Origin of the sequence: Marilutibacter chinensis, assembly GCF_021725675.1 — a bacterium.
GTDB lineage: Bacteria > Pseudomonadota > Gammaproteobacteria > Xanthomonadales > Xanthomonadaceae > Marilutibacter > Marilutibacter chinensis.
The window spans coordinates 73,604-97,364 of the sequence record NZ_JAKJPO010000010.1; the positions used below are offsets into that span (position 1 = coordinate 73,604).

24 protein-coding genes are annotated in these 23,761 nt (G+C 69.3%); 13 read left to right on the plus strand and 11 right to left on the minus strand.

The window, feature by feature from the left end:
• Position 1 precedes the first annotated feature (1 nt).
• On the plus strand, positions 2-1,261 hold the full coding sequence (locus L3V18_RS14630) for a sensor histidine kinase (protein WP_237053629.1): 1,260 nt from the start codon (positions 2-4) through the stop codon (positions 1,259-1,261).
• Between the two features lie 2 nt (positions 1,262-1,263).
• A complete protein-coding gene (locus tag L3V18_RS14635; RefSeq protein ID WP_237053716.1) occupies positions 1,264-2,040 on the plus strand; it encodes a LytR/AlgR family response regulator transcription factor in 777 nt (258 codons plus the stop codon).
• Between the two features lie 46 nt (positions 2,041-2,086).
• On the opposite strand, the gene L3V18_RS14640 is transcribed toward L3V18_RS14635, so the two are convergent.
• From L3V18_RS14640 to L3V18_RS14660, 5 genes are all read right to left on the minus strand, one after another.
• Positions 2,087-2,902 carry an isocitrate lyase/PEP mutase family protein gene (locus L3V18_RS14640; protein ID WP_237053628.1) on the minus strand — a complete coding sequence of 272 codons (816 nt, stop codon included), beginning with the start codon at positions 2,900-2,902 and terminating at the stop codon, positions 2,087-2,089.
• A 105-nt stretch (positions 2,903-3,007) separates the two neighbouring features.
• On the minus strand, positions 3,008-3,535 hold the full coding sequence (locus L3V18_RS14645; protein ID WP_237053627.1) for a methylated-DNA--[protein]-cysteine S-methyltransferase: 528 nt from the start codon (positions 3,533-3,535) through the stop codon (positions 3,008-3,010).
• Positions 3,532-5,097: a DNA-3-methyladenine glycosylase 2 family protein gene (locus L3V18_RS14650; RefSeq protein ID WP_237053626.1), complete on the minus strand. Its 1,566-nt coding sequence runs from the start codon at positions 5,095-5,097 to the stop codon at positions 3,532-3,534. The genes L3V18_RS14645 and L3V18_RS14650 overlap by 4 nt, the downstream gene beginning before the upstream one ends.
• A gap of 97 nt (positions 5,098-5,194) precedes the next feature.
• A complete protein-coding gene (locus tag L3V18_RS14655) occupies positions 5,195-6,505 on the minus strand; it encodes an alkaline phosphatase family protein (protein ID WP_237053625.1) in 1,311 nt (436 codons plus the stop codon).
• 80 nt (positions 6,506-6,585) lie between these two features.
• Positions 6,586-7,353, minus strand: a complete 768-nt coding sequence (locus L3V18_RS14660) for a ThuA domain-containing protein (protein WP_237053624.1) — start codon at positions 7,351-7,353, stop codon at positions 6,586-6,588.
• Positions 7,354-7,458: 105 nt separating this feature from the next.
• Between L3V18_RS14660 and L3V18_RS14665 the strand changes: the two genes are divergently transcribed.
• On the plus strand, positions 7,459-7,839 hold the full coding sequence (locus L3V18_RS14665) for a hypothetical protein (RefSeq protein ID WP_237053623.1): 381 nt from the start codon (positions 7,459-7,461) through the stop codon (positions 7,837-7,839).
• A gap of 389 nt (positions 7,840-8,228) precedes the next feature.
• A complete protein-coding gene (locus L3V18_RS14670) occupies positions 8,229-8,666 on the plus strand; it encodes a hypothetical protein (RefSeq protein ID WP_237053622.1) in 438 nt (145 codons plus the stop codon).
• Here the strand turns inward: L3V18_RS14670 and L3V18_RS14675 are convergent.
• Positions 8,660-9,277, minus strand: a complete 618-nt coding sequence (locus L3V18_RS14675) for a TetR/AcrR family transcriptional regulator (RefSeq protein WP_237053621.1) — start codon at positions 9,275-9,277, stop codon at positions 8,660-8,662. The genes L3V18_RS14670 and L3V18_RS14675 overlap by 7 nt on opposite strands.
• A 161-nt stretch (positions 9,278-9,438) precedes the next feature.
• Here L3V18_RS14675 and hutU point away from each other — a divergent pair, with 161 nt between their 5' ends.
• The 5 genes from hutU to L3V18_RS14700 all read left to right on the plus strand — a co-directional run bounded on the left by hutU (position 9,439) and on the right by L3V18_RS14700 (position 15,188).
• Positions 9,439-11,115, plus strand: a complete 1,677-nt coding sequence (gene hutU / locus L3V18_RS14680; protein WP_237053620.1) for a urocanate hydratase — start codon at positions 9,439-9,441, stop codon at positions 11,113-11,115.
• Between the two features lie 140 nt (positions 11,116-11,255).
• Positions 11,256-11,609, plus strand: coding sequence for a metalloregulator ArsR/SmtB family transcription factor (locus L3V18_RS14685; RefSeq protein ID WP_237053619.1), 354 nt, complete (start codon positions 11,256-11,258; stop codon positions 11,607-11,609).
• Between the two features lie 15 nt (positions 11,610-11,624).
• On the plus strand, positions 11,625-13,055 hold the full coding sequence (locus L3V18_RS14690) for a DUF2867 domain-containing protein (RefSeq protein WP_237053618.1): 1,431 nt from the start codon (positions 11,625-11,627) through the stop codon (positions 13,053-13,055).
• Positions 13,056-13,177: 122 nt separating this feature from the next.
• A complete protein-coding gene (locus L3V18_RS14695; RefSeq protein ID WP_237053617.1) occupies positions 13,178-13,519 on the plus strand; it encodes a zinc ribbon domain-containing protein YjdM in 342 nt (113 codons plus the stop codon).
• Between the two features lie 265 nt (positions 13,520-13,784).
• A complete protein-coding gene (locus L3V18_RS14700; RefSeq protein ID WP_237053616.1) occupies positions 13,785-15,188 on the plus strand; it encodes an MATE family efflux transporter in 1,404 nt (467 codons plus the stop codon).
• A gap of 90 nt (positions 15,189-15,278) precedes the next feature.
• Here L3V18_RS14700 and L3V18_RS14705 read toward each other — a convergent pair whose 3' ends face one another.
• Positions 15,279-15,572, minus strand: a complete 294-nt coding sequence (locus L3V18_RS14705) for a GIY-YIG nuclease family protein (protein ID WP_237053615.1) — start codon at positions 15,570-15,572, stop codon at positions 15,279-15,281.
• Between the two features lie 75 nt (positions 15,573-15,647).
• Here L3V18_RS14705 and L3V18_RS14710 point away from each other — a divergent pair, with 75 nt between their 5' ends.
• Complete coding sequence (locus L3V18_RS14710) at positions 15,648-16,097, plus strand: DUF1697 domain-containing protein (protein WP_237053614.1); 450 nt, start codon at positions 15,648-15,650, stop codon at positions 16,095-16,097.
• An 81-nt stretch (positions 16,098-16,178) separates the two neighbouring features.
• Positions 16,179-16,559, plus strand: a complete 381-nt coding sequence (locus L3V18_RS14715; RefSeq protein ID WP_237053613.1) for a SpoIIAA family protein — start codon at positions 16,179-16,181, stop codon at positions 16,557-16,559.
• Positions 16,560-16,577: 18 nt separating this feature from the next.
• Here L3V18_RS14715 and L3V18_RS14720 read toward each other — a convergent pair whose 3' ends face one another.
• Positions 16,578-17,291, minus strand: coding sequence for a pseudouridine synthase (locus tag L3V18_RS14720; RefSeq protein WP_237053612.1), 714 nt, complete (start codon positions 17,289-17,291; stop codon positions 16,578-16,580).
• A gap of 327 nt (positions 17,292-17,618) precedes the next feature.
• Between L3V18_RS14720 and L3V18_RS14725 the strand changes: the two genes are divergently transcribed.
• Positions 17,619-19,502 (plus strand): DUF3857 domain-containing protein, encoded by a 1,884-nt coding sequence (locus L3V18_RS14725; RefSeq protein WP_237053611.1) that lies wholly within the window; start codon positions 17,619-17,621, stop codon positions 19,500-19,502.
• Between the two features lie 184 nt (positions 19,503-19,686).
• Positions 19,687-20,703 (plus strand): zinc-dependent alcohol dehydrogenase family protein, encoded by a 1,017-nt coding sequence (locus L3V18_RS14730; protein WP_237053610.1) that lies wholly within the window; start codon positions 19,687-19,689, stop codon positions 20,701-20,703.
• Here L3V18_RS14730 and L3V18_RS14735 read toward each other — a convergent pair.
• From L3V18_RS14735 to L3V18_RS14745, 3 genes are all read right to left on the minus strand, one after another.
• Positions 20,678-21,604: a CPBP family intramembrane glutamic endopeptidase gene (locus L3V18_RS14735; RefSeq protein ID WP_237053609.1), complete on the minus strand. Its 927-nt coding sequence runs from the start codon at positions 21,602-21,604 to the stop codon at positions 20,678-20,680. The two genes, L3V18_RS14730 and L3V18_RS14735, sit on opposite strands and share 26 nt — an antisense overlap.
• Positions 21,605-21,901: 297 nt before the next feature.
• On the minus strand, positions 21,902-22,258 hold the full coding sequence (locus L3V18_RS14740; RefSeq protein WP_237053608.1) for a DUF1428 domain-containing protein: 357 nt from the start codon (positions 22,256-22,258) through the stop codon (positions 21,902-21,904).
• A gap of 65 nt (positions 22,259-22,323) precedes the next feature.
• Positions 22,324-23,604, minus strand: a complete 1,281-nt coding sequence (locus L3V18_RS14745; protein WP_237053715.1) for an RNA polymerase sigma factor — start codon at positions 23,602-23,604, stop codon at positions 22,324-22,326.
• Between the last annotated feature and the right edge of the window lie 157 nt (positions 23,605-23,761).

A 23,761-nucleotide genomic window follows, 5' to 3' on the forward strand; every position in this document is an offset into this window, starting at 1 on the left:
CATGCCGACGTCCGCCCCCACCGACATGCGCGCCGGGACGACCTATCCGCTCGACGCAGCGCTGCCGCCGAAGGTGCTGGTCGGCGGCAACACGGTCTGGAGCCGGTATCGCCAGTACCCGGTGTTCAGTCTGCCGTGGCTGCGCGGCCGCAGTTTGCTGTTCGCGATCGTGCTGGCCCTGTTCGCGCTGGTCGCCGGCTTCGGCATGGGGCTGTCGACCCGCGATTACGAGGTTGGAGTGCTCTCCGGCGGCCATCTGTTCGTCGCCTTCATGCTGATGGCGACCGCGGGTCCCGCATTGGCGACCTGGGTGCGCTACCGGCGCTGGCCGGCGACGCGCGAGCGCCGTGCGGTGGTACTGGCGGTGCTGGTCGGCATCGCGATCAGCTTCGCCGTCGATCAATGGGCCTCGGGCTACGTCGAGCGCGAAGTCGTGACGGCGATGCAGGAAGCAGGACAGCGGGTCTCCGGCAAGCCGGACCTGTCGGGCTTCGAGCGCGGGCTCGCATTGGCGGTCAACCTGGCCGTGTTGCTCGTGATCTACGGCCTGTTCGGCGGCGGGTTGGCGCTGCGCGCCTACTTCAGCGAACAGCGGCGCTGGGAACAGGAACGGCACCAGGTAGAGGTCGCGCGCCTGCGCCGGCTCAAGCACGACAGCGACCTGCGCCTGGGCGCGCTGCAGGCGCAGGTCGAGCCGCACTTCCTGTTCAATACGCTGGCATCGGTGCGCGCGCTGGTGCGGCAGGATCCGCTGCAGGCCGAGCAGACCCTCGACGCGCTGGTCGACTACCTGCGCGCGACGATTCCGCGGCTGCGCAACGGCGATGCCGGCAGCGCCGGCCTCGAGTCCACGCTCGGCCAGCAGCTCGATCTGTGCGCCGCCTATCTGGAGGTGATGCGGTTGCGCATGGGCGGCCGGCTGGTCTATCGGATCGATGCCGAGCCGGCTTTGCGCGGGCGCGCCTATCCGCCGCTGCTGTTGATCACCCTGGTCGAGAACGCGATCAAGCATGGCATCGAGCCGAAGCGCGGAGGCGGCGAGGTGGTGGTGTCCGCCCGTGTGGCCGACGGCATGCTCGACGTCGAGGTCCGCGACGATGGTGTCGGCCTGCGGCCGGGCATCGGCAGCGGGGTCGGCCTGGAAAACGTGCGCGAGCAGCTGCGTGCACGGTATGGCGGCCGCGCCGCGTTGCGGCTGCAGGCCGCTCCCGGCGGTGGTACCGTCGCCGGGATCCGGATCCCGGCCGCGGAGGCGGCATGAGCATGCGCGACCCATCGACCGAGGCGCCGACCGTGCTGGTCGCCGAGGACGAAGCGCCGCAACGCGCCGCGCTGCTGGCCATGCTGCTCGAGACGTGGCCGGAACTGGGCCGGGTCCAGGCGTGCGAGGACGGCGTCGAGGCGCTGCAGGCGGTCGCCGCGCAACGACCGCAGGTCGCCTTTCTCGACATCCGCATGCCCGGCGTCAGCGGCCTGGACGTCGCCCGTGCGGTGGTCGCCTACGGCGGCCAGGTGGTGTTCACCACCGCCTTCGACGAATACGCGATCGGCGCGTTCGAGGCCGGGGCCCTCGACTACCTGCTCAAGCCGGTGCAGCCCGCCTCACTCGCCCGCGCGGTCGCGCGCGTGCGCGAGCGCCTGGCCCAGCCGGACCGCGCGGCGCTGCGCGAGCGGGTCGATGCGCTGGAGGCGCGGCTGCGGCCGACCGACGGGCGCCTGGTCCGCTGGATCAGCGCCAGCATTGGTGACAGCGTGAGGATGATCGGCATCGACGAGGTGCTGTTCTTCCAGGCGCAGGACAAGTACGTGCGCGTGGTCAGCGACGACAACGAGGCGGTGATCCGGACACCGCTGAAGGAGCTGCTGGCCGGGCTCGATCCCGATGCGTTCTGGCAGGTGCACCGTGGGGTGATCGTGCGGGTCGCCGCGATCGACTGCGTGCACAAGGACGAACTGGGCAAGTGGCGGTTGCACCTGCGCGGTCGCGACGAGGCGTTGCCGGTGAGCGCCGCGTTCCTGCATCGCTTCCGCGGCATGTGAGGTGGTGGGCGGCGCCCCCTTTCCTTCCCAACTCCTCCGGAGGTCCTCAGCCGGCGCGCGCGAACAGCGCGTTGAGTTCGCCGTAGGGCACCGCGTTGTCGAATCGGCGTGCGGTATCGCCGCCCAGGAACCCGCGCACCGCCTGCAGGCCGGCGGCGAACGCATGCTGGAACACGCCTTCGCCGGCGCTGACCCGGCGCACGCCGGCACGCTGCAGTTCGGCCAGCGGCGGCAGGCCGGGCATCGCCATCACGTTCAGCGGCAGTGCGGTGCCGGCTGCGACCGCGGCGATCTCGCGACCGTCGGCGATGCACGGTACGAACGCACCGTCGGCGCCGGCTTCGGCGTACAGCGCCAGCCGTTCCAGCGTCATCGCCACCGCCTGTTCGCCATCGGCCATCCCGCGCAGGTAGACGTCGGTGCGTGCGTTGACGAACAGCGGCATGCCGTCGAGCGCGGCGCGGATCGCGCGGATCTTGCGGGCCAGCGATTCCGGGGTGCCGGCGCCGTCCTCCAGGTTGATGCCGACCGCACCGGCCTCGGCGACCTCGCGCACCAGCGCGGCGACCGCCTCCGGATCGTCGCTGTAGCCGTCCTCGACGTCGATGCTGACCGGTACCGTCGTGACCCGGACGATCTCGCGGACCTTGTCCATCAGCGCGGTGCGCGGCAGTGCACCGCCATCGGCATGGCCGCAGGCCCAGGCCATCGCGGCGCTGCTGGTGCCGATCGCCGGTGCGCCGGCGTGCTGCCACAGCGCCGCGCTGGCAGCGTCCCAGGCGTTGGCGATCAGCAGCGGCGCATCGCTGCGGTGCAGGGCGGCGAAGCGGGCGTGCAGGTCGGCGTGCGTGTCTTGGGACATCGGCTGTTCCGTCGTGGCTGGAGAGACGGCAGCATCGCAGAGGGCAGGCCAGGCGGCTCGCCGTTTCCGGACATCCTCGTCGGCCATCGATGCGAATGCGTGCGCTCAGGCGGCGAACAGGTCGTCGACGGCCTCGGCCTTCGGCAGCGCACCTTCGAGCTCCAGCAGGAACTGCTTGGTCGGCAGGCCGCCACCGAAGCCGGTCAGCGAACCGTCGGCGCCGATCACCCGATGGCAGGGCAGCACGATTGGCAGCGGATTGCGGCCGTTCGCAGCGCCGACCGCGCGCACCGCCGCCGGCCGGCCGACCCGCGAGGCCATCTGCGCGTAGCTGACCGTGCTGCCGTACGGAATCCTCGCCAGCTCCAGCCAGACGCTGCGCTGGAACGCGGTCCCTTCCGGCGCCAGCGGCAGGTCGAAGACGGTGCGCTGGCCGGCGAAATACCCGTCCAGCTGCGCGGCCACCGCATCCAGCAGCGGGTGCTCGCCGGCCTGCCAGCGGGTGTCGCGCGGCACCGGGTGGCGCTGGGCGTGGAACTCGATCGCGTGCACGCCGGCATCGGAGGTGGCGATCCGCAGCGGGCCGACCGGGCTGTGGTAGAGGCGATGGAAGATCGGGGCGGGTGCGTTCATGCGGTTTTCCTCCGCTTGGCGGCGGGACGGGAGGGGGCGTTCGGCGCGGCGCGTGCCGTTTCCGCCGCTTCGCGCCACAGGTGGATCACGGCGTAGGCACGCCACGGGCGCCAGGCCTCGGCATGTGCGGCGAGGGCCTTCGCGCCCAGCCGCGAGCCGTCGGTCGGCAGGGTCTTCTGCAGCACCAGGTCCTCGGACGGGAATGCGTCCGGGTGCGCCAGCGCACGCAGGGCAATGTACTGCGCGGTCCAGGGGCCGATTCCCGGCAGCGCGGTCCAGCGATCGACGAATTCCTCCAGGGTCTGCTCCGGACGGAAGTCGATGCGACCATCGAGCAGGGCGCAGGCGATCGTGCGGATGGTTTCCGCGCGGGCCGTGGTCAGTCCGATCCCGGCGAAGTCGGCATCCGCCAGCGCCGCAGGAGTCGGGAACAGATGGGTCAGGCCCTCGACCAATGGCGGCTCGAAGACGCTGCCGAAGCGCGTGGCGAGGCGGGCGGTGACGGTGCGTGCGGCGGCGACGCTGACCTGTTGGCCGATGATCGCGCGCACCGCGATCTCGAAACCGTCCCAGCCGCTGGGCAGGCGCAGGCCCGGGCGTCGTTGCAGCAGCGGTCGCAGCCGGGCATCGGTGGCGAGCGTGGTGGCGACCGCCTGCGGATCGGCGTCGAGGTCGAACATCCGCCGTACGCGCGTCACCACCGCCTGCAACTGCAGCGGCGGCACGCCATGCAGCTCCAGCTTCAGCGCCGGCTCGTCGTCGGGCCAGGCACCGACTCGCAACCAGCCCGGGGGACCGTTGCCGTCGACCGGCGCGATCACGCGCTGGTAGCCGTGTTCGTCCACCACTTCGACGCCCGGCAGTGCACGGCCGCGCAGGAAGTCGAGCATCGCGTCCAGCTCGTACGGCGGGCGGTAGCCCAGGCGCAGGGCCAGGGTCTCGTCGCGCGAGGCCGACGGACGCTTGCGCAGTTCGCGTGGCGCCATCCGGTAGGCCTCCTTGAAGGCGGTGTTGAAGCGGCGCAGGCTGCCGAAGCCGGCGGCCATCGCCACATCAGTGATCGACAGGTCGGTCTCCGTGAGCAGTTGCTTGGCGAACAGCAGCCGGCGGGTCGCGTGCACGCCCAGCGGCGCGGCGCCGAGGCGCTCGACGAACAGTCGCCGCAACTGGCGCTCGCCCAGATGGACGCGCTCGGCCAGCGCCGCGACCGGCGCGTCGGCGAGCAGGCCCTCGTCGATCAGACGGATCGCCCGCGCGACCGCGGCATCGCCGCGCCGCCAGTGGCCGTCGGCGGGCGACAGCTCGGGTCGGCAGCGCAGGCAGGGGCGGTAGCCGGCGGCCTCGGCCGCGGCCGCGTTGGCGAAGTAGCTGACGTTCTTCTCGTGCGCGGGCGGCGCCGGGCAGACCGGCCGGCAGTAGATGCCGGTGGTCGCGACCGCGGTGAAGAACAGGCCGTCGAAACGGACGTCGCGGCTCAGCCGCGCCTGCGCGCAGATCTGCGGCGGCAGTCCGGGGCGGTCGTGGCCGGTCGCGGTGACGGCGGTGGAAGCGGGAGAGGACATGAGTGCAGGCTAGCACCGCCTGCGTCCATCGACTCGCCGGTTTCGGACATCGATGAAGGTATGGGAAGCCAGGCCCGAGTGCTGGGCCTGTTTCCTCTCACTCCTCGCTTTCCAGTGCCGGCAGCAGCGGGGCGATGTCGCCGTCGTTCTCCGCCGGGACGATGCCGACCAGCCGTGCCAGCAGCGGATAGACATCGACATTCTCGAACGGGGGCACGGTCACGCCGTCGCGGAACGCGGGCCCATGCGCGACGAACAGAGCGCGCATCGACGGCAATGCCGGATCGTAGCCATGCGAGCCGCGGGTACCGGCGGTGCGGCGGCGTTCGATGTACTCGGCCGGTATCGCGTCCCAGCCCTCGTCCATCTGGCAGATGATCGACGGCACCCGCGGATTGCGGCCGTAGTGCCAGCGCGCCGGCAGTTCCTGCTTGCGCCAGCACTGGTAGTGCTCGTGGCGCCCCGCGGACCGTTCGACCAGCCTGCGTTCGACTTCGCCGGCGCGGCCCGGCATCGGTTCGATGCCGACCGACTGGCCGTACGACACGACCTTGCCGTCCTGCATCGATACGATGTCCTCCACCGCGATCGCCTGATCGCCCCGGGTCGCCGCCATGCCGTGGTCGGAAACGACGATGAGATTGACGGCGTCGAGCAGGTCGCGCGCCTGCAGCCCGTCGAGCAGCCTGCCGATCGCCGCGTCGGCCTCGGCGACCGCCGCTCGCGTTTCCGGCGAATCCGGGCCGTGGTCGTGGCCGGCCTTGTCGACGCGCTCGAAATACAGGGTGGCGATGCGCGGCCGGGTCGCCGCCGGTTCGGCCAGCCAGCCGAGCACGGTGTCGACGCGTGTCTCGTAGGGCATGTCGGCATCGAACGGCTTCCAGCGGTCCGGGCGCACGCCCTGGACGGGCGCCTCGCTGCCAGGCCAGAACAGCGTCGCATTCGGCAGCCCCGCCTTGTGCGCGCCGACCCAGATCGGTTCGCCGCCCCACCAGCGGCCGTCGCCCACCGCCTCGCGGTTGCTCAACCGGAACACGCCCAGCCCGGCGTCCTCCATGCTGTTGTGGACGATGCCGTGACGGTCCGGGCGCAGTCCGGTGACGATGCTGTAGTGGTTCGGAAAGGTCAGCGACGGATAGGACGGATTCATCCATTCGGCGCGGACGCCGCCGTCGACGAGGCGTTGCAGGTTCGGAGTGATGCCGAGCTCGAGGTAGTCGGGGCGGAAGCCGTCGATCGACACCAACAGCACGGGTGGTGAGGAGTTCGGGACCCGGGCCGCGGCCGGGCCGCCCCGCGCTTCATGCGGCGACGAAACGCAGGCTGCAAGGAAAAGGAGAGCGGCGGCGGCCAGAACGGCAGCCAGGGCGGCGCGCGCCGCGCGCGCACGGATCGGGATGGATGGCATGGAGCGATCTTGACGGGGAGATGTTGCAGGCGATGGGGGATGTCGTTCCGCGGAGCGGGGACCTGCTTGCGGCCGGCTGCTCAGCATTGCGCGGAGAGCCCTGCTGCGTATCGCAGGCCGCCGGCCAGATGACGGCGGAAGGTCGCGTCCGCGTACACGGCCGGATCGTGGCCGAGGCCCGTATACCAGGCCCGGCCGCCGAGGCGTTCATGACACCAGGCGATCGGATGGTCGCCGTCCATCCCACCGCCTTCGTACAGGGTCTCGTCGACGGTGGCGATCACCGTGACGCGGCCGCGTGGGTTGTCGCGATAGTTGTAGATCTCGTCGGTGACCGGCCAGTGACGCTCCCCGGGCGCGATGCCTTCGCGGGCGAATTCCACGCGCGTGCTCTGCAGGCCCGGCGGGTGGTTGGCGAACCATGCGCCGACCAGGTCCCCGTACCACGGCCAGTCGTGCTCGGTATCGGCTGCCGAATGGATGCCGATGAAGCCGCCGCCGCTCTGGACGAAAGCCTTCATCGCCCGCTGCCCGTGCTCGTCGAGCACGTCGCCGGTGGTGTTGGCGAACACCACCAGCCGGTAGGGGGCGAGGTTGCCGGGATTGAAGTCGGCGGGATTCTCGCTGGCATCGACGGCGATCGACTCGGCTTCCGCAAGCTGACGCAGCGTCTTCAGCGCATCCGGAATGGAGTCGTGTCGCCATCCTGTGGTGCGGGTGAAAACCAGCATGCGCAATGGAGGCGTCGCCTCGGTTGCGCCGGGCCCGTTCGACAAAGTGTCCCCGGAACAGGCGCACAGGCCCGCCAGCAGGCAGATCGACAGCAGGAGCCGCCGGGTTCGGTTCACGATCGGGTTCTCCATACATGGAGGCTGCAGGGGTGCGACGGTCCGGCCGCAAGCGACGTACAGGGTAATCGTGGCAACGACGTCACCTGCTGGAGAAACCATCCCATGAGCCGCGGCAATTCCATCGGACCACAGTCCATATTGGCCAGTATCGCACTCCTGTTGGGCGCATCGGCGCTGGACGCCACGGCGCAGACCGCCGAGGTGCCATCGGCGCAGATGCCCCGGGCCGCCTCGGTACAGCCGGAGAAGGGGGATGCGGAAGTCGAAGCGCGGTCCGGTGGAGTCGCCGCCGACCGCGACGGGACACACGCTCCACGCTGCATGCGCCAGACCGGTTCGAATATCCGCTCTCGCGACTGCACCGCTGCCCGCGGCCGCGCCCATGACCGCGACGACCAGGAGGCCAGCGGCCGCGCCGACGTCGGGACGCGCGTGCATGCCGCCGAGACGAGCACGCAGATACTCAACCGCGCCAACGACTGAGCGGGACCGCGCGGTTTCGGCGACCCGATTCCTGCATGGTCCGCTCAGCGGTTCCCGATCCGTTGACCATGCTGTTGGAGCGGTGCATCCGGACGTCCTCCACGACCTTCCCCCGGGTCCCGGGTGCCCGCTCCGCTGCTTTTTCGCCGGTTGCCCGTGTTTCCGGTCATCGCCGTCCGCACCCGGTTTTCTCCGTACAGGCGGCGTTTATGCCAAGTCTGCCTCCTCGGTTATCCTTGTCGGCCGTTCGCCGCCAAGGGTGCGGCACGTCGCATTTCCAGGGATGGGAGCTTCCGGTGCCCGAGCCGTCGCCACGGCTTTCGGCGCCGGCCCGCACGGCAGGCCGCGATCGCGGCCGATCCGCCGACAAGAACAAGAAGCCTTTCGCCATGGACTATTTACAGTCGTTTTCTCGGTCGCTCTTCCGGCCCGCGCTGCACCTGCGCACGGGCAACCGCTCCGGCCTTGCGCTGATCGCGCTCTGGGCGGCGCTGTGGTGCGGCGTTCCGGCAGGCGCGGATGCGCAGACCATCGACGAGCCCGGCGTGCACCTGGTCGACCCGCGCAGCGGGCAGGGCCACGACGTGGACGCGCGGGGACAGGACAAGGCGTCCGCACGCAAACCCGGGCCGGCCGGCGGACCGGGTCCGGCCTATTGCGCCGGCCGTCCCGGCAGTGACGCGCGACCGGACAACTGCATCGATACCCAGGTGCGGGAAGACGAGGCCAGGCGCAAGTCGATCGAGGCGGCCAGGCGTTCGGGCGTGGAGGTCGGTACCCACGTCCGCGACCGGATCCCGCAGCGACCGGTGCAGCGCAATCACTGATCGGGGAGGCGGGCCGGTTCATGCCGGTCCGCCTGCAGCCCGGCGAACAGGCGCTGCAGCGACCGCTCGTAGAAGTCGCGGAACATCGCTTCGTCGTAATTGAAGCGGCCGCTGCGGTACAGCGCGACCAGACCGTGGGTGTGCGCCCACAGCGTCATGGTGACGGCCCATGCGTCGTCCTCGCGCAGCGCGCCGGCCGCGATCGCATCGGCAACCGCGTCGGCGACCACGGTCAGGGTCGGCGAGCGGCGTGCGCGGAAGTCCTCCGGATAGCGTCTCGCGTCGCGCCGCGGCATCGAGAACGCCAGGTCGAACAGGTGTGGATGGGTGAGGGCGTAGTCCAGATAGAGGCGATGCACCTCGATCAGCCGGGTCAGTGGATCGAGCCCCTGCGCGCGTGCCGACCAGTGCCCGGCGATCGACTCGAAGCTGTCCTCGCCGATCCGCGCCAGCAGGGCTTCGCGGTTCTCGAAGTGACGGTAGATCGCCATCGGTGACAGCCCGACCGCGGCCGCGACCCGGCGCATCGTCACCCCTGCTGGTCCTTCACGCTCGAACAGGCGGCGGGCGGCCCGGAGGATGCGACCTGCGGAATCGGAACGGGCTTTCATGTGTACAGCGTAAACAAAACCGCGGGTTCCGGCCGGTTTCGCGCCGGAATCGACCGCGGTGCGGGGTCATCGATGCGTCGGCGGCGGTGCCGCGATGCGCGGCGGCGCGATAATGGCGGCATCGAACGCCCGCCCTTCGGGCATGACCATCGGAGCCCCTCATGAGCCAGAGCGTCCGCAACCGCCACGATCCATCCCGCACGATCCGCGCGCCGCGCGGCAGCGAACTGAGCTGCAGGTCATGGCTGACCGAGGCGCCGTTCCGGATGATCCAGAACAACCTCGATCCGGAGGTCGCCGAGCACCCGGAGGATCTGGTGGTTTACGGCGGCATCGGCCGCGCCGCGCGCGACTGGGACAGCTTCGACGCGATCCTCGAATCGCTGAAGGAGCTTGGCGACGATGAAACCCTGCTGGTGCAGTCCGGCAAGCCGGTCGGCGTCTTCCCGACCCATCCGGATGCGCCGCGGGTGCTGATCGCCAATTCCAACCTGGTGCCGGCCTGGGCCAACTGGGAGCACTTCAACGAGCTCGACCGCAAAGGCCTGATGATGTACGGGCAGATGACGGCGGGGTCGTGGATCTACATCGGCAGCCAGGGCATCGTGCAGGGCACCTACGAAACCTTCGTCGAGATGGGCCGCCAGCACTACGGCGGCGACCTCAAGGGCAAGTGGATCCTGACTGCGGGCCTGGGCGGCATGGGTGGCGCGCAACCGCTGGCGGCGTCGCTCGCCGGCGCCTGCAGCCTCAACATCGAATGCCAGCAGAGCCGGATCGACATGCGCCTGCGCACGCGCTACGTCGACGAGCAGGCGAGCGACCTCGATGACGCGCTGGCGCGGATCGAGAGGTACACCGAAGCCGGCGAGGCGAAGTCGATCGCCTTGCTCGGCAATGCCGCCGAGATCCTGCCGCGGATGGTCGAGCGCGGCGTGCGTCCGGATGCGGTCACCGACCAGACCTCCGCGCACGACCCGGTGCACGGCTACCTGCCGATCGGCTGGAGCGTCGAGCAGTGGGAGCGGATGCAGAAGGAGGATCCGGTCCGTGTGCGCGACGCGGCCAAGAAGTCGATGCGCGTCCATGTCGAGGCGATGCTGCACTTCGAGGACATGGGCATTCCGGTCTTCGACTACGGCAACAATATCCGCCAGATGGCCAAGGACGAGGGCTGCGAGAACGCGTTCGACTTCCCGGGCTTCGTACCGGCCTACGTGCGTCCGCTGTTCTGCCGCGGCGTCGGACCGTTCCGCTGGGTCGCGCTGTCGGGCGATCCGGAGGACATCTACAGGACCGATGCCAAGGTCAAGGAACTGATCCCCGACGACGCCCACCTGCACAACTGGCTGGACATGGCCAGGGAGCGGATCAGCTTCCAGGGCCTGCCGGCGCGGATCTGCTGGGTCGGCCTCGGCCTGCGCCACAAGCTCGGCCTCGCCTTCAACGAGATGGTCCGCAACGGCGAGCTGAAGGCGCCGGTGGTGATCGGCCGCGATCACCTGGACAGCGGCAGCGTCGCCAGCCCGAACCGCGAGACCGAGGCGATGAAGGACGGCTCCGACGCGGTGTCCGACTGGCCGCTGCTCAACGCGATGCTCAACGTCGCCGGCGGCGCGACCTGGGTGTCGCTGCACCACGGTGGCGGCGTCGGCATGGGCTACAGCCAGCACAGCGGCGTGGTGATCGTCTGCGACGGCAGCGAAGCCGCCGACAGGCGCATCGCCCGGGTGCTGTGGAACGACCCCGGTACCGGAGTGATGCGCCACGCCGACGCTGGCTACGAGGCCGCGAAACAGTGCGCGAAGGAGCAGGGCCTGAAGCTGCCGATGGCGTAAGGTCGCGGTCCCGGCAGCATCGCGACGGCCCGGCCGGCTCCGGGCCGTCGTCGTTTCCGGATCCCGGCCGGCGAAGGGGGTTGCATCCGCGGCGGAGTCGGAGTAAATAGTTAATAAATTAATTAACTATTGTCGCCACAATGTCGATCGATCGTGTCTTCGAGGCGCTCGCCTCGGTTCCCCGCCGCAAGATCCTGGCCTATCTCAGCGAGGGCGAGATGACCGCGGGCGAAATCGGCGAGCGCTTCGACTTCAGCAAGCCGGCGCTGTCCGGTCACCTGCGCGTGCTGGAGGACGCGGGCCTGATCGTGCGCGAGCGCCGCGGTCAGTTCGTCTACTTCCGCCAGCAGACCGAACGACTGACCAACACGCTGTTCGGCTGGATGACCGAAGCGTGTCCGGTGGCGCGGCCGCTGAAGCGCGAGAGCCGGGCCCGTGCGCAGGAGAAACGCGGCGGGCGCGGCAACGACGACACCGGATCCTCGAAGTCCTGACGCCGGAGGCCACTGATGGGTATCGCACAGGGACGCGTCGACACTTTTCCATCGGTCTCGCTCCGGTCCCGTTCCGGCGGCCTGCCGGTCGAGGTGACGCTGGTCGGGCAGCTTGGAATCGGTGAAGGGGACCGGCTGATCGCCTCGACGGCCGCGCTGCAGGCGCGCCATCCGCATCACGCCGACGCCCTGGACGAGCCGTCGGCACGTATCGGCAGCATGGATCTGTCGCGCGGCGATCCGACCGCGCTGTATTCCTTCGTCGTCGGTCCGCAGGGGCATCCATTCCATTGTCATGCCGGCCACCGCGTGTTCACCGCGGTCGCCGGCAGCGGCGGTGCGCGGCTGTGCTTTTCGACGGAGTCGCGGGAACGGATCGACGCCGATCCGCGTGGTTTTGCCCGCACGCTCGAATGCGTCGACGTGCCCCCCGATGCGATGTTCACCGTCCGCTTCGGCGGCGGCACCTGGCATCGCTTCGTTCCGCTCGCCGCGGGGCATCCGGCCCTGATGGCCCTGTCCTGTCACAGCAACGAGCTGGGCGGCGGACTGTCGTCGGAACTCGAGCGCCTGGTCCGCGCCGGGCAGGGGGACATTCCGTCGCTGACGGAGCTGCTGCCGGATACCGTGGCAGAAGCAGTCGCGGAGGCCTTCGCCGCCGGCCAGGTGCCGGCGACCGTCCTGGCGTTGTCGGCGCCCGCGGACAGCCTTGCGGGGCGGGCCTGTCGCCGCTCACGTTCGATGGCGGGCATTCTCGGTGCGCGCATGCGTCGCACGAGGAAACCCCGGGGGTTTGCCGCCCGCAACGCCGGGCACTGCAGGGTCGACGAACATCCGTCGCCGCCGCCCGGTTCGTTGCTGGCGGACGTGCTCGATGGTGCCAACGTGCATCAGGACTGGTTCGCGCTCGAGCTGCCTTCCGGGACCATGCCGGAGGCCGACGTCGAGCGGATCATGGCCTGCATGCTGGAAGGCTTCGTGTGCAATCAGGCTGCGAGCGTCACCGGGCTGATGGCGTTCCGCAATGTGCTGGTCCGACCTCTGGGGCTGCGGACGTCGCGCCTGGGCTGTCCGGCATCGTCGCTGCTGTCGGAGGGGCCTTGCCGGCAGCGCTTCGACGGACGCTTTCCGGTGCTGGATGTGCGCCGCGAAGAGAGCGGGCGCTGGGTGGAAGTGCTGCTGGGAGCGGACGACAGACATCTGTCGTTCCGTTCCTGCGTGCGCGTTGAGCGGATGACGGATGGAACGACCCGGTTCGGACTGGGAACCCGGGTCCGGCCGACGAACCTGTTTGGCCGGCTCTACATCGCGATGATCACGCGCACGCATCGCCGCCATGTCGCACCGACGATGCTGCGTTCCGCTGTCGCACACGTGGCACGGGCGGTCGCGGACGTACCGGGGATTGGCGCTCCACGCGTACTGCTGCCGCTGCCGGTCGCGTGACGGCGGCGCGTCGGCAGTTGTGGCGGAACTCGCGGGATTGCGGTTCTCGCCCCGCTCCGCCCGCGAATGCGTCAGAATGTACGGCCCTCGCGCCCCGCAGGCGCATGTTGGAACGGCTCGCGATGAACGCCTCTGCCCCTTGCCGCCAGTGCGGCTGCGAATACACCTACGAGGACGGCAACCTGGTCGTCTGCCCCGAGTGCGGGCATGAGCAGGTGGCCGGTGAAGTGGCGGAGATCGCCGGGGAGGAGACCGTCGTCGTCGATGCGAACGGCAATGTGCTGGGCGACGGTGATGCAGTGATCGTGATCAAGGACCTGAAGGTCAAGGGTTCCTCCTCGGTGGTGAAGGTCGGCACCAAGGTCAGGAACATCCGCCTGGTCGAAGGCGACCACAACATCGACTGCAAGATCGAAGGTATCGGTGCCATGAAGCTGAAGTCGGAATTCGTCAGGAAGGCGTAGCCGCGACGACCGGTGGAGCCGCCGCGGGCCCGGCACCTTCTGCGGTCCGCCGCCTGCCGTCCGTCGCGGCAGGTTCCGATGATCCTGCCTGCCCCGAACGGGCGTCGCCTGGCTGTCGATCGCGGGCATTGCCGATCGTCGTACCGATATGCAGGCCGGCCGGGTGCAGCTGTCCGTCGGCTGCCCACCATTGGATACCAGAACCATGTCAACGATGAACGAACAAGACACGTCCGTCCCGCAGTCCGGTGCGGCGGAAGCCGCCATGGCGGCCCCCTCGGCGCGGCCGTCGCTGTGGAGCGAGTTGCGCGACGCCGTCCGCGGTACCGGCGCCGACTACACGAAGATCCCGCTCCGCCGCGCGGTGTTCCTGCTGGCGGTGCCGATGGTGCTGGAACTGGTGCTGGAGTCGACGTTCGCGGTCGCGGACATCTTCTTCGTCGGCAAGCTCGGGCCATCGGCGGTGGCGACCGTCGGACTGACCGAGAGCTACCTGTTTCTGCTGTACTCGGTCGCGATGGGGCTGTCGATGGCGGTGACCGCCGTGGTCGCGCGCCGGATCGGCGAGCACAAGCCCGACGAGGCGGCGGTCACCGCGGTGCAGGCGATCCTGGTCGCGTTGCTGGCGTCGGTGCCGTTCGCGATCGCTGGCATCGTCTACGCCCGCGAACTGCTGCAGCTGATGGGCGCCGATGCGTGGACGCTCGAGCACGGCGTCGGCTACATGCAGTGGATGCTCGGTGGCAACGCGGTGATCCTGCTGCTGTTCGTGATCAACGCGATCTACCGCGGGGCAGGAGATGCGGCGATCGCGATGCGGGTGCTATGGGTGGCCAACGGCCTGAACATCGTGCTCGATCCGATCCTGATCTTCGGTCTGGGCCCGATTCCGGCGATGGGGGTGGAGGGTGCGGCGATCGCGACCAACATCGGCCGCGGCGCCGGCGTCCTGATGCAGCTGTGGGTGCTGTTCCGCGGCGGCCGCCACATCCGTGTCGCCGCGTCGCAGCTGGTTCTGCGCGGCGCGACGATGCTGAACATCGTGCGTACCTCGCTGGGCGGCATCGGCCAGATGATCGTCGCGACCACCTCGTGGATCTTCCTGCTGCGCATTCTCGCCAGCCTCGGCAGCGAGGCGGTGGCCGGCGCGACGATCGCGATCCGGATCATGATGTTCACGCTGATGCCGGCCTGGGGCATGTCGAACGCCGCCGCGACCCTGGTGGGGCAGAACCTCGGCGCCGACGAGCCGGGCCGCGCCGAGGCCTCGGTATGGCGTATCGGCTGGTACAACATGGCTTTCACGCTCGCGGTGTCGGTGATGTTCTTCTTCTTCCATGACCGCATCGTCGCCCTGTTCACCGACGAGCCCGCGGTGATCGCGATCGGCGGCGAATGGTTGCGAATCCTGTCGTACTCGTACTTCGTCTACGGCTGGTGGATGGTGTCGGTGCAGGCATTCAACGGTGCCGGCGACACCGCAACGCCGACCTGGATCAACGTGGTGTTCTTCTGGCTGATCCAGATCCCGCTGTCGTACCTGCTGGCGATCGCGCTCGACTGGCAGCACTCGGGCGTGTTCTGGGCGGTTTTCGTGTCCGAGACCGCGGTCGGCCTGTTCACGCTGTGGCTGTTCTCGCGCGGTCGCTGGAAGGCGGCGAAGGTGTAGCGGGCTGCCCACGGATGGGACGCTCCGTCCGTGCGCGCCGTCCGCGGAACGGGCGCACGGGCGGCCGGTCCCGTCGGAGGCGGCGCCCGCCTATGTCGGAGCCGCCCCAACGGCTCGCCTCGGCACCTCGGGCGCCGCGTACTTCAGGCACAACGCCCGTTTGCGTACCGGCGACAGCCGCTTGATGGCGTGCTCGGCGCGGCTGGCGGCCGAGCGGTCCGGATACTCGAAGCGGGCCAGCAGGCGCTCCGGCGGCCATGCCCGGGTGAAGCGTGCACCTTTGCCGGCGGCATGCTCCCGATAGCGGCGCTCGACGTCGGTCGCGATCCCGGTGTAGATCCGGGCGCCACGGCATTCGATCAGGTAGACGAACCAGCTGGACATCGCCGCAGTGTAGCGGCGCGGCGCCACATTGGCATTGCCATCACCTGCGCAGGTGTACTGGAAGGGGCCCGTTCCATGGCCGAGCTTCGCGGATTGTGCGAACGGGCAGGTTTCAGCGAGGTGCGCACCTATATCGCCAGCGGCAACGTCGTATTGCGCAGCGACGCCGCCAGCGCACGGGTGAAAGCGATGCTGGAGTCGGTGCTCGAAGCATACGCGGGCAGGCCGGTGGGCGTGATGGTGCGTTCACCGGAGGAAATGTCGGCGGTGCTGGCGGACCACCCGTTCCCGGACGCCGCGCCCAACCGGGTGGTCGCGATATTCCCCGATGACGCTCCGTCGGCGGATGCGCTGGACGGCGTCAGCGGGCGCAAGGACGAACAGCTGGCGCTGGGGCGCCGTGAGATATACGTCCACTACGGCGACGGCATGGCGCAGTCGAAACTCAACGTCCCTGCATCGAAGACCGGCACCGCGCGCAACATGAACACGATCGCCAGGCTGGTGGAAAGGGCGCGCGGTTGAGTTCCGGAATTGACGGCGGTTGAACGCCGCCGGTGACATGATCGGCTCGGGCAGGGGCTTGATCCGCATGGAGACCGCACCATGATCGACATCCTGCCATCCGCGCCGCACGTGGCGGCATTCCACTTCACCGGCACCCTGACCGGCGAGGATTACGACGCCTGCGTCGCCGAGATCGAGACCCGCCTGTCGATGCATCCCCGCATCGCCGTCTATACCGACCTCACCGGGATGACCGGCATGAGTGCGGAAGCGATGGGCAAGGATGTCCGCTACGCGATCGACAAGTTCGGCGAGTACAGCCGGTTCGCGCGCGCGGCGGTGGTCACCGAGCGTCACTGGCTGGCCAACGTGTCGACGTTCGTCGGCAAGCTGGTGCCGACTACCGAGCTGAAGACGTTCGAGCCTGATGAGCGCGGTGCGGCGATGACCTGGGCGTCGCAACCGGTTCCGCGCAGATAGCGGACAGGTCGGCCGCCATCACCATTCGGTCCGCCGCGGCAGCAGGCCCTGCAGTTCGGCGTCGGTGAGATTGCGCCACTGGCCCGGCTTGAGATGTCCGAGCTTGACGTTGCCGATACGCACGCGGACCAGCTGCTTGACCCGGTAGCCGAAGTGGGCGGCCATCAGTCGGATCTGCCGGTTCAGGCCCTGCACGAGAACGATTCGGAAACCGAAGCGGCCGAGCCTGCCGGCCCTGCAGGGCAGGGTCGTCTGGCCATGTACCGGCACGCCCCGGCTCATCCCGCGGAGGAACTCGTCGCTCACTGCATGATTCACCGCGACCAGGTATTCCTTCTCCAGCTTGTTCTCCGCGCGCAGGATCTCGTTGACGATGTCGCCGTTGCTGGTGAGCAGGATCAGGCCTTCGGAATCCTTGTCCAGACGGCCGATCGGGAAGATCCGCTGCTCGTGGCCGACGAAGTCGACGATGTTGCCCTTGACCCCCGACTCGGTCGTGCAGGTGATCCCGACCGGCTTGTTCAATGCGATGTAGACGTGCCGGCGCCGGCCGCGGGCGGCGCTGCGGGCATGCAGGGCCTCGCCGTCGACCAGCACCGTGTCGCCCTCGGCCAGCCCGGTGCCGATCCGCGCGCGCAGGCCATTGACGCTGACGCGGCCGGCGGCGATCAGGCGGTCGGCCTCGCGCCGGGAGCAGAAGCCGGTATCACTGATGAACTTGTTCAGGCGCATGGGCAGGGCGGGCGGTCCGCGACGCTGCCACGGGACCGGCAGGCGGGCGCGAATCCTGTCACAGCCGGGGCGTTTGCGCATCTGCCAACCGGGGATCCGTGAGCCGGCGTTCATCGGGGCACGACAGCACTGTGGAGGAACGCCACTGCCGGCACGTGTGGCGGGTGGCGTGCGCATGGCCTCCGGGCAACCGGGCGGGTCACTCTGCGGCCGTCGCGCGGGTGTAGGATGCCGGCACCCGCCGGATACGGGGGCGTGGACGGGCCGCACGCGCTGCTGGCGGGCTGCGGACAGGGAATGAACCCATGAGATGGAGGAAGGGGACTCGTGAATCTGGAACGTTGGAAGGCCGGCGTATTCGCCATCGCCATGCTGGTCGCCTGCGGCGCGGCCGCGACCGAAGCCGATGACCGCCCGTGGCAGGTCGAGTACGAGAGGATCCAGTACGTCGTCAATCAGGACGGCAGCTACTCGGAGTCGCGGGAAACGGCGACCCGGGTGCTCAGGGAGCCGGCGCTCGAGTACGCGAAGAACGCCTCGGTGAGCTACAGCACGAGCATCCAGAAGGCCGACATCCTGGAGGCGTACACGCTGAAGGCCGACGGCCGCAGGATTCCGGTCCCGCCGGGCAACTACCAGGTCAGCGCCAGCTCGGGGCAGGACGGGGACTCTCCTGTCTACTCGGACCGCTCGACGCTGACGGTGGTGTTTCCCGAGCTCGCGGTCGGCGACACGACGGTATTCTCGTACCGGCTGACGACGAATACGCCGTTGTTCGCGGGCCACTTCTCGGTCATCGAGAGCTTCAGTCCGGCGACGTACTACGGGGACGTCACCGTATCCGTCGATGCGCCGGCGGACCTCGACGCGCGCCACCGGACGTGGCAGATGCGCGAATCCACGGTGAAGCGCCGCGGCGATCGCAGGATCGTCGAGTGGCATTGGCAGAACCGCGATCCGGTGGAGCCGGAAAGCCTTCGCGACACCGTCTTCAACGTCGAACGCTATCCGGGTTACGCGTTCTCGACCTTCGACAGCTACAGGCAGATCGCGGAGGCCTATGGCGGACCGGCCAATGCCAAGGCGGTGCCCACGCCACGCATCCGCGAGCTGGCCGACGAAATCGCCGGCGACGCGCAGGAACCGCGCGAAGTCGCCAGGCGGCTGTACGAATGGGTCTCGCGCAACATCACCTATGCGGGCAACTGCATCGGGCTGGGCGCGGTGGTTCCGCGCGATCTCGACGCCGTGCTCGACAACCGGATGGGTGATTGCAAGGACCATGCGACGCTGCTGCAGGCACTGCTGAAGGCCCGGGGCATCGACAGCACACAGGCGCTGATCAATGCCGGGGGAACGTATTCGCTTCCCGACATTCCTGTGGCGTCGGTGGTGAACCACGTGATCAGCTACATCCCGGACATGGATCTGTACCTGGATTCGACCGCGGCAACGGTGCCGTTCGGCAGCCTGCCGGGCAGCGTGGCCGGCAAGCCGGTGCTGCTGGTCGACGGCCACCATCCGGAGGCGCGCACGCCGGCCAACGACGTCGGCCGGGACGGGCAGAAGCTGGTCACCCGGTTGCGGGTCGATCCGGACGGCTCGATTTCGGGCACGCAGCGCCTGGAGCTGAGCGGTCGCCTGGCGGTCGCCGCGCGCGACCAGTTCCGCGACATGCCGGCCAGCGATGTCGACGAGCTGGTGAAGCGTTATTTCCAGCAGGCCTCGCTGAAGGCCAGCGGCGAGGTCAGCTTTCCGGACCCGAAGCCATTGCTGGAGGAGTTCAGCATCGATGCCGAATTCGAGGTCGAGAAGATGCTGCCGGTTCCGGCCGGCATCCAGGTCCAGCCGTGGTTCGTCAGCTTCGCGCCGATCAGCGGCGTGGTCACGAGCAACCTGGGCAGCGACGAGCATCCGCCGGGCGAGAGCGGCTGCGCGGGCATCGTCTCCGAGGAGCGGTACGAGCTGGAGTTCGCCGACGGGTTGCGGATCGTCGCGCTGCCGCAGGATCTGTCACTGGAGTACGAGGGCGTGAGCTACACGGCGAGCTATCGCCGGGACGGCAACACGGTGCAGGTGCATCGCCTGCTCAACGACCGCACCCCGGGGCCGGTGTGCTCGCCGGAGTACAACGCCGGCTACGCGGCGATGATGCGCCGGATCATGCCGGAGCTGCGTTCCCAGATCATCTACCTGCCGACCACCGAATAGTTGCGCCGATGGCGCCTGTCCTTGCCGGCGGCATGCCGGCAGGCGGGTGCGGGTCCGGACACGGCCCGGGGTTTGCGCATCCGCCTTGCGGGGGCGCCGGCGGGCGTTCACCCGGTGATCGGGGCGCGTCCGCCACGACGACGCTAAGCTGGATATCCGAAAGTGCCCGTATGGAGATCGGCAGATGAAGCGTGTCCTGTACCGTTCGCGCGGACCGGTTCCGCAGCAGGTCGTCGAGGTCGAAACCTTCGATCCGCCGGCGCTCGCTCCTGGCCAGGTGCGGGTCGAGGTGCTGGCCGCGCCGATCAACCCGTCCGACCTGCTGACCCTGACGGGCGAATACGGGTCGCTGCCGCCGCTGCCCGCGGTCGCCGGCAACGAGGGGGTCGGCCGGGTGGTCGAACTGGCGCCGGGCCTTGACGCACCGGCCCTGGGGCAGACGGTGCTGTTGCCGGTCGGCAGCGGCACCTGGACGACCCATCTGGTCGCCGACGCCCGCGCATTGGTTCCGCTGCCGGATGGCGCGGATCCGCTGCAGCTGGCGATGCTCACCGTAAATCCGCCGACCGCGCAGCTGCTGCTGACCGGCACCGTGCCGCTGCAGGCTGGTGACTGGGTGATCCAGAACGCGGCCAACTCCGCTGTCGGCGGCTACCTGGTGCAACTGGCGCGGGCGCGCGGCGTGCGTACGGTGAACGTGGTGCGCAGGGAGTCGGCGGTCGCCGATGTCGAGGCGATGGGCGGCGACGTCGTGCTGGTCGATGGGGACGGCCTGGTCGAGCGGATACGCGACGCCACCGGCGAGGCGCGGATCCGGCTCGGCATCGACGCGGTGGGCGGTACCGCGACCGCACGGATCGCCGATGCGCTGGCGCCCGGCGGCGTCGTGGTCAACTATGGCGCGATGGGCGGCGAGCCCTGCACCGTTTCGCCGGCCGCGTTGATCTTCCGCGGCATCACCCTGCGCGGTTTCTGGCTGGCGCACTGGTACAAGGTCACCGACGCGGGCGCGCGCAACGCGTTGTTCGCCGAACTGGTGTCGTTGATCGCATCCGGCAGGCTCAAGGCGAGGGTGCAGGCGGTCTACGGCATCGACGACATTGGAGCGGCGATCGGAGCCGCCGCGGCGGGGGAGCGCTCGGGCAAGGTCCTGCTGGTGCCGTCGGGCGATCCCGTCAGCCACCGGTCCAGGCACGGATGAACGGTGCCAGCTGCGGGATCAGGTCGACCAGACCGTGCAGCGGTACCAGCAGCCACAGCGAGTGCGTGCGCGCCCACAACACGCCGAACACGATCCCCGCTGGCGCGATCATCACGATCGAGTAGGCGACCGCCCACTCCGCGGTGGCGCTTGCCACGCCTTCCATCAGGTGACCGCCGCGCAGCCAGAGGCCCGGAGCATGGGCGAGTCCGAACAGCAGCGAAGCCCAGACCACCGAAGCCGTCGGCGAGCGGGTCGAATGCGCCAGCCGTTCCTGCAGGATTCGACGGAACAGCACTTCCTCCGCGAGCCCGGCCTCGATCGTCTGCCAGAGCCAGCACAGCGGGACGGCCCAGGCCAGCGTCGTCGCCGCCGGCGCCAGTTCGCCAAGCGCGGCCAGGCCGCGGCCGAACACCGCCTGCAGTCCGAGGTAGGCGGCACCCATCACCGCGAACACGAGCCACAGGCGTCGCGCGCCGAACGGCCCGGGCAGCGGACGCGGCGTGGCGAAAAGCCACAGCGGCAGCGCCACCATCGTGGCGAGCTTCACCAGGAGCTGCACACTCGACTGCGCCGGCTCCTCCGGGAAAGCGTCGTTGATCGCGCCGAATCCCCAGCCCAGGATCAGGGCCGCGAATGCGGCCAGGTAGACAAGCACCGCCGACAGACCATGCGCACGCGTTGCCGGGGCCGCCGCCGGCACCGCCGCGGTCTGGCTCCGGGTCAGCGAAGCGGCCAGCAGCGGAAACGCGACGCCCAGCACGCCGAGCAGGAACAGCGGCTCGGCGATGGAGAAATCCGGCTGGCGCGACAGCGACAGCAGCGCCATGGCGTAGGCGATGGCGGCTACGGCGAGCGCGACGCTCGCGTGGCGGCCGGGGACGAACGATCGACGATGCATGGCGACTCACCGTGGCGGCTGCGGAAGCATGAGCCAGGCGCACGCCGACGGTATCCGCCATTCGTCGCCCAACCGATGGCAGGTTCGTCGCGGTAGCCGCGTCCCGGGCATGGCGGGACGCGGGGACTGCTTGTGGACAGGCCCAGGGAATCTCTGATCAATTCAGAGGTTCCGTGCGCCAGGGATGGCACACACGCGGATCAAGCACGCAGGAGCCTGATCCGGTGGAGCAAGGTCGAGCTTGGCTTGACCTTGCGACGTCTGAACAAGTCCAGGATGGATTTGTTCAGACCTTCCCTAGAATTTCACCAACGACTTGAATCCGCCCCAGATCATCCGTTTGCCGTCGAACGGCAGGGTCTTCGGATCCATGCCGGCGAGCCGTGGATCGGCCATCACCTTCTTGTTGACCCTGTCGCGTTGCGCGCGCGACTTGTAGACGATCCAGGCGAACACCACCGTCTCGTCGTCCTTGAGCTTCACGCTGCGCGGGAACGACGTGGTCTTGCCCGGTTCGACGTCGTCGGCGATGCACTCGTGATAGGCGAGCGCACCGTACTCCATCCATATCTTCCCGGCCTTGCGGGCAAGCTTCCTGTAGTCGTCGATGCGGTCCTTCGGGACCGGCAGTACGAATCCATCCACGTAACTCATACATCCTCCTCGGATCATCGGGCGACGCGTCGGGCGTCGCGGTGGCGGAAAACGACGGGAGCGGTTCAGCCGTCGCGCCCGCACCGGGCGGCGCGGGCCAGCAGCAGCGCACGTTCGCGCGAGTTGCGGGTCAGTTCCGCGGCGCGTTCGAATTCGCCGCGGGCCTCGTCGTGGCGGCCAAGGCGGAACAGCAGATCGCCGCGAACGCTCGGCAGCAGGTGGTAGTGCCTGAGCGAGGGTTCGCCGACCAGGGTATCGGCATGGTCCAGGCCGGCGGCCGGGCCGGCATGCATCGCGATCGCGACGGCGCGGTTGAGCTCGACCACCGGCGACGGCGCGAGGCGGGCGAGCTGCGCGTACAGGCTGGAGATGGTCGCCCAGTCGGTGGCCTCGGCGGTCAGCGCACGCGCATGGCAGGCCGCGATCGCCGCCTGCAGCGTGTACGGGCCACGCTCGATGTTGCGCGCCGCGGCGATCCGCTCGGCCTGCTCCAGTGCCGCCAGTCCGCGCTGGATCAGCAGCCGGTCCCAGCGCGAGCGCTCCTGTTCCAGCAGCAGGACCGGTTCGCCGTCGGAATTGGTGCGGGCATGGCTGCGCGAAGCCTGGATCTCCATCAGCGCGACCAGACCGTGCACCTCGTCCTCGGCCGGCATCAGTCCGGCCAGGATCCTTCCCAGCCGCAGCGCTTCCTCGCACAAGGCGGGGCGGATCAGATCGTCGCCGGCGGTCGCCGAGTAGCCCTCGTTGAAAATCAGGTAGATGACCTCCAGCACCGAGGCCAGGCGTTCGCCCAGTTCGTCGCCGCGCGGCACCTCGAACTCGACATCGGCCTCGCTCAGGCTGCGTTTGGCGCGGACGATGCGCTGGGCGATGGTGGGCTCGGTGGCGAGGAACGCGCGTGCGATCTCGGCGGTGGTCAGGCCGCCGAGCAGGCGCAGGGTCAATGCGAGCCGCGCCTCCCGCGACAGCACCGGATGGCAGGCAACGAATATCAGCCTCAGCAGATCGTCGCCGATCGGGTCATCGAGCGTGGCGAGTTCGGCGTCGTGCCGCGTCTCCTGCTCGTGCTCCAGCTCGTGGGCGATCTGCAGGTGCTTGAGATCGGCCATCTGGCCGTGGCGGATGCGGTCGATCGCCCGGCGCCTGGCGGTGGTTGTCAGCCAGGCGCCGGGATTGTCGGGAATGCCGTCCGAGGGCCACTTTTCCAATGCGGCGACCAGCGCATCCTGGGCAAGGTCCTCGGCCAGCCCGACGTCGCGCAACATGCGGGCGAGCGTGGCGATCACGCGGGCCGATTCCATTCGCCAGATGGCGTCGATGCGGCGGTTGATCTCATGGTCGCTCATGTCGCGTGATGTCAGCACTCCGGGTTCCGGCATGCAAGTGCCGATTGCAGCCGTTCAATGCCTGCGCATGGCCTGCGTTGCTCCACAAGGGCCACCGGGGGCCGCAGCGACTGGAAAACCGGGGGACGCGTGCGGGGGCGCATGGTGGCCCGTGTGG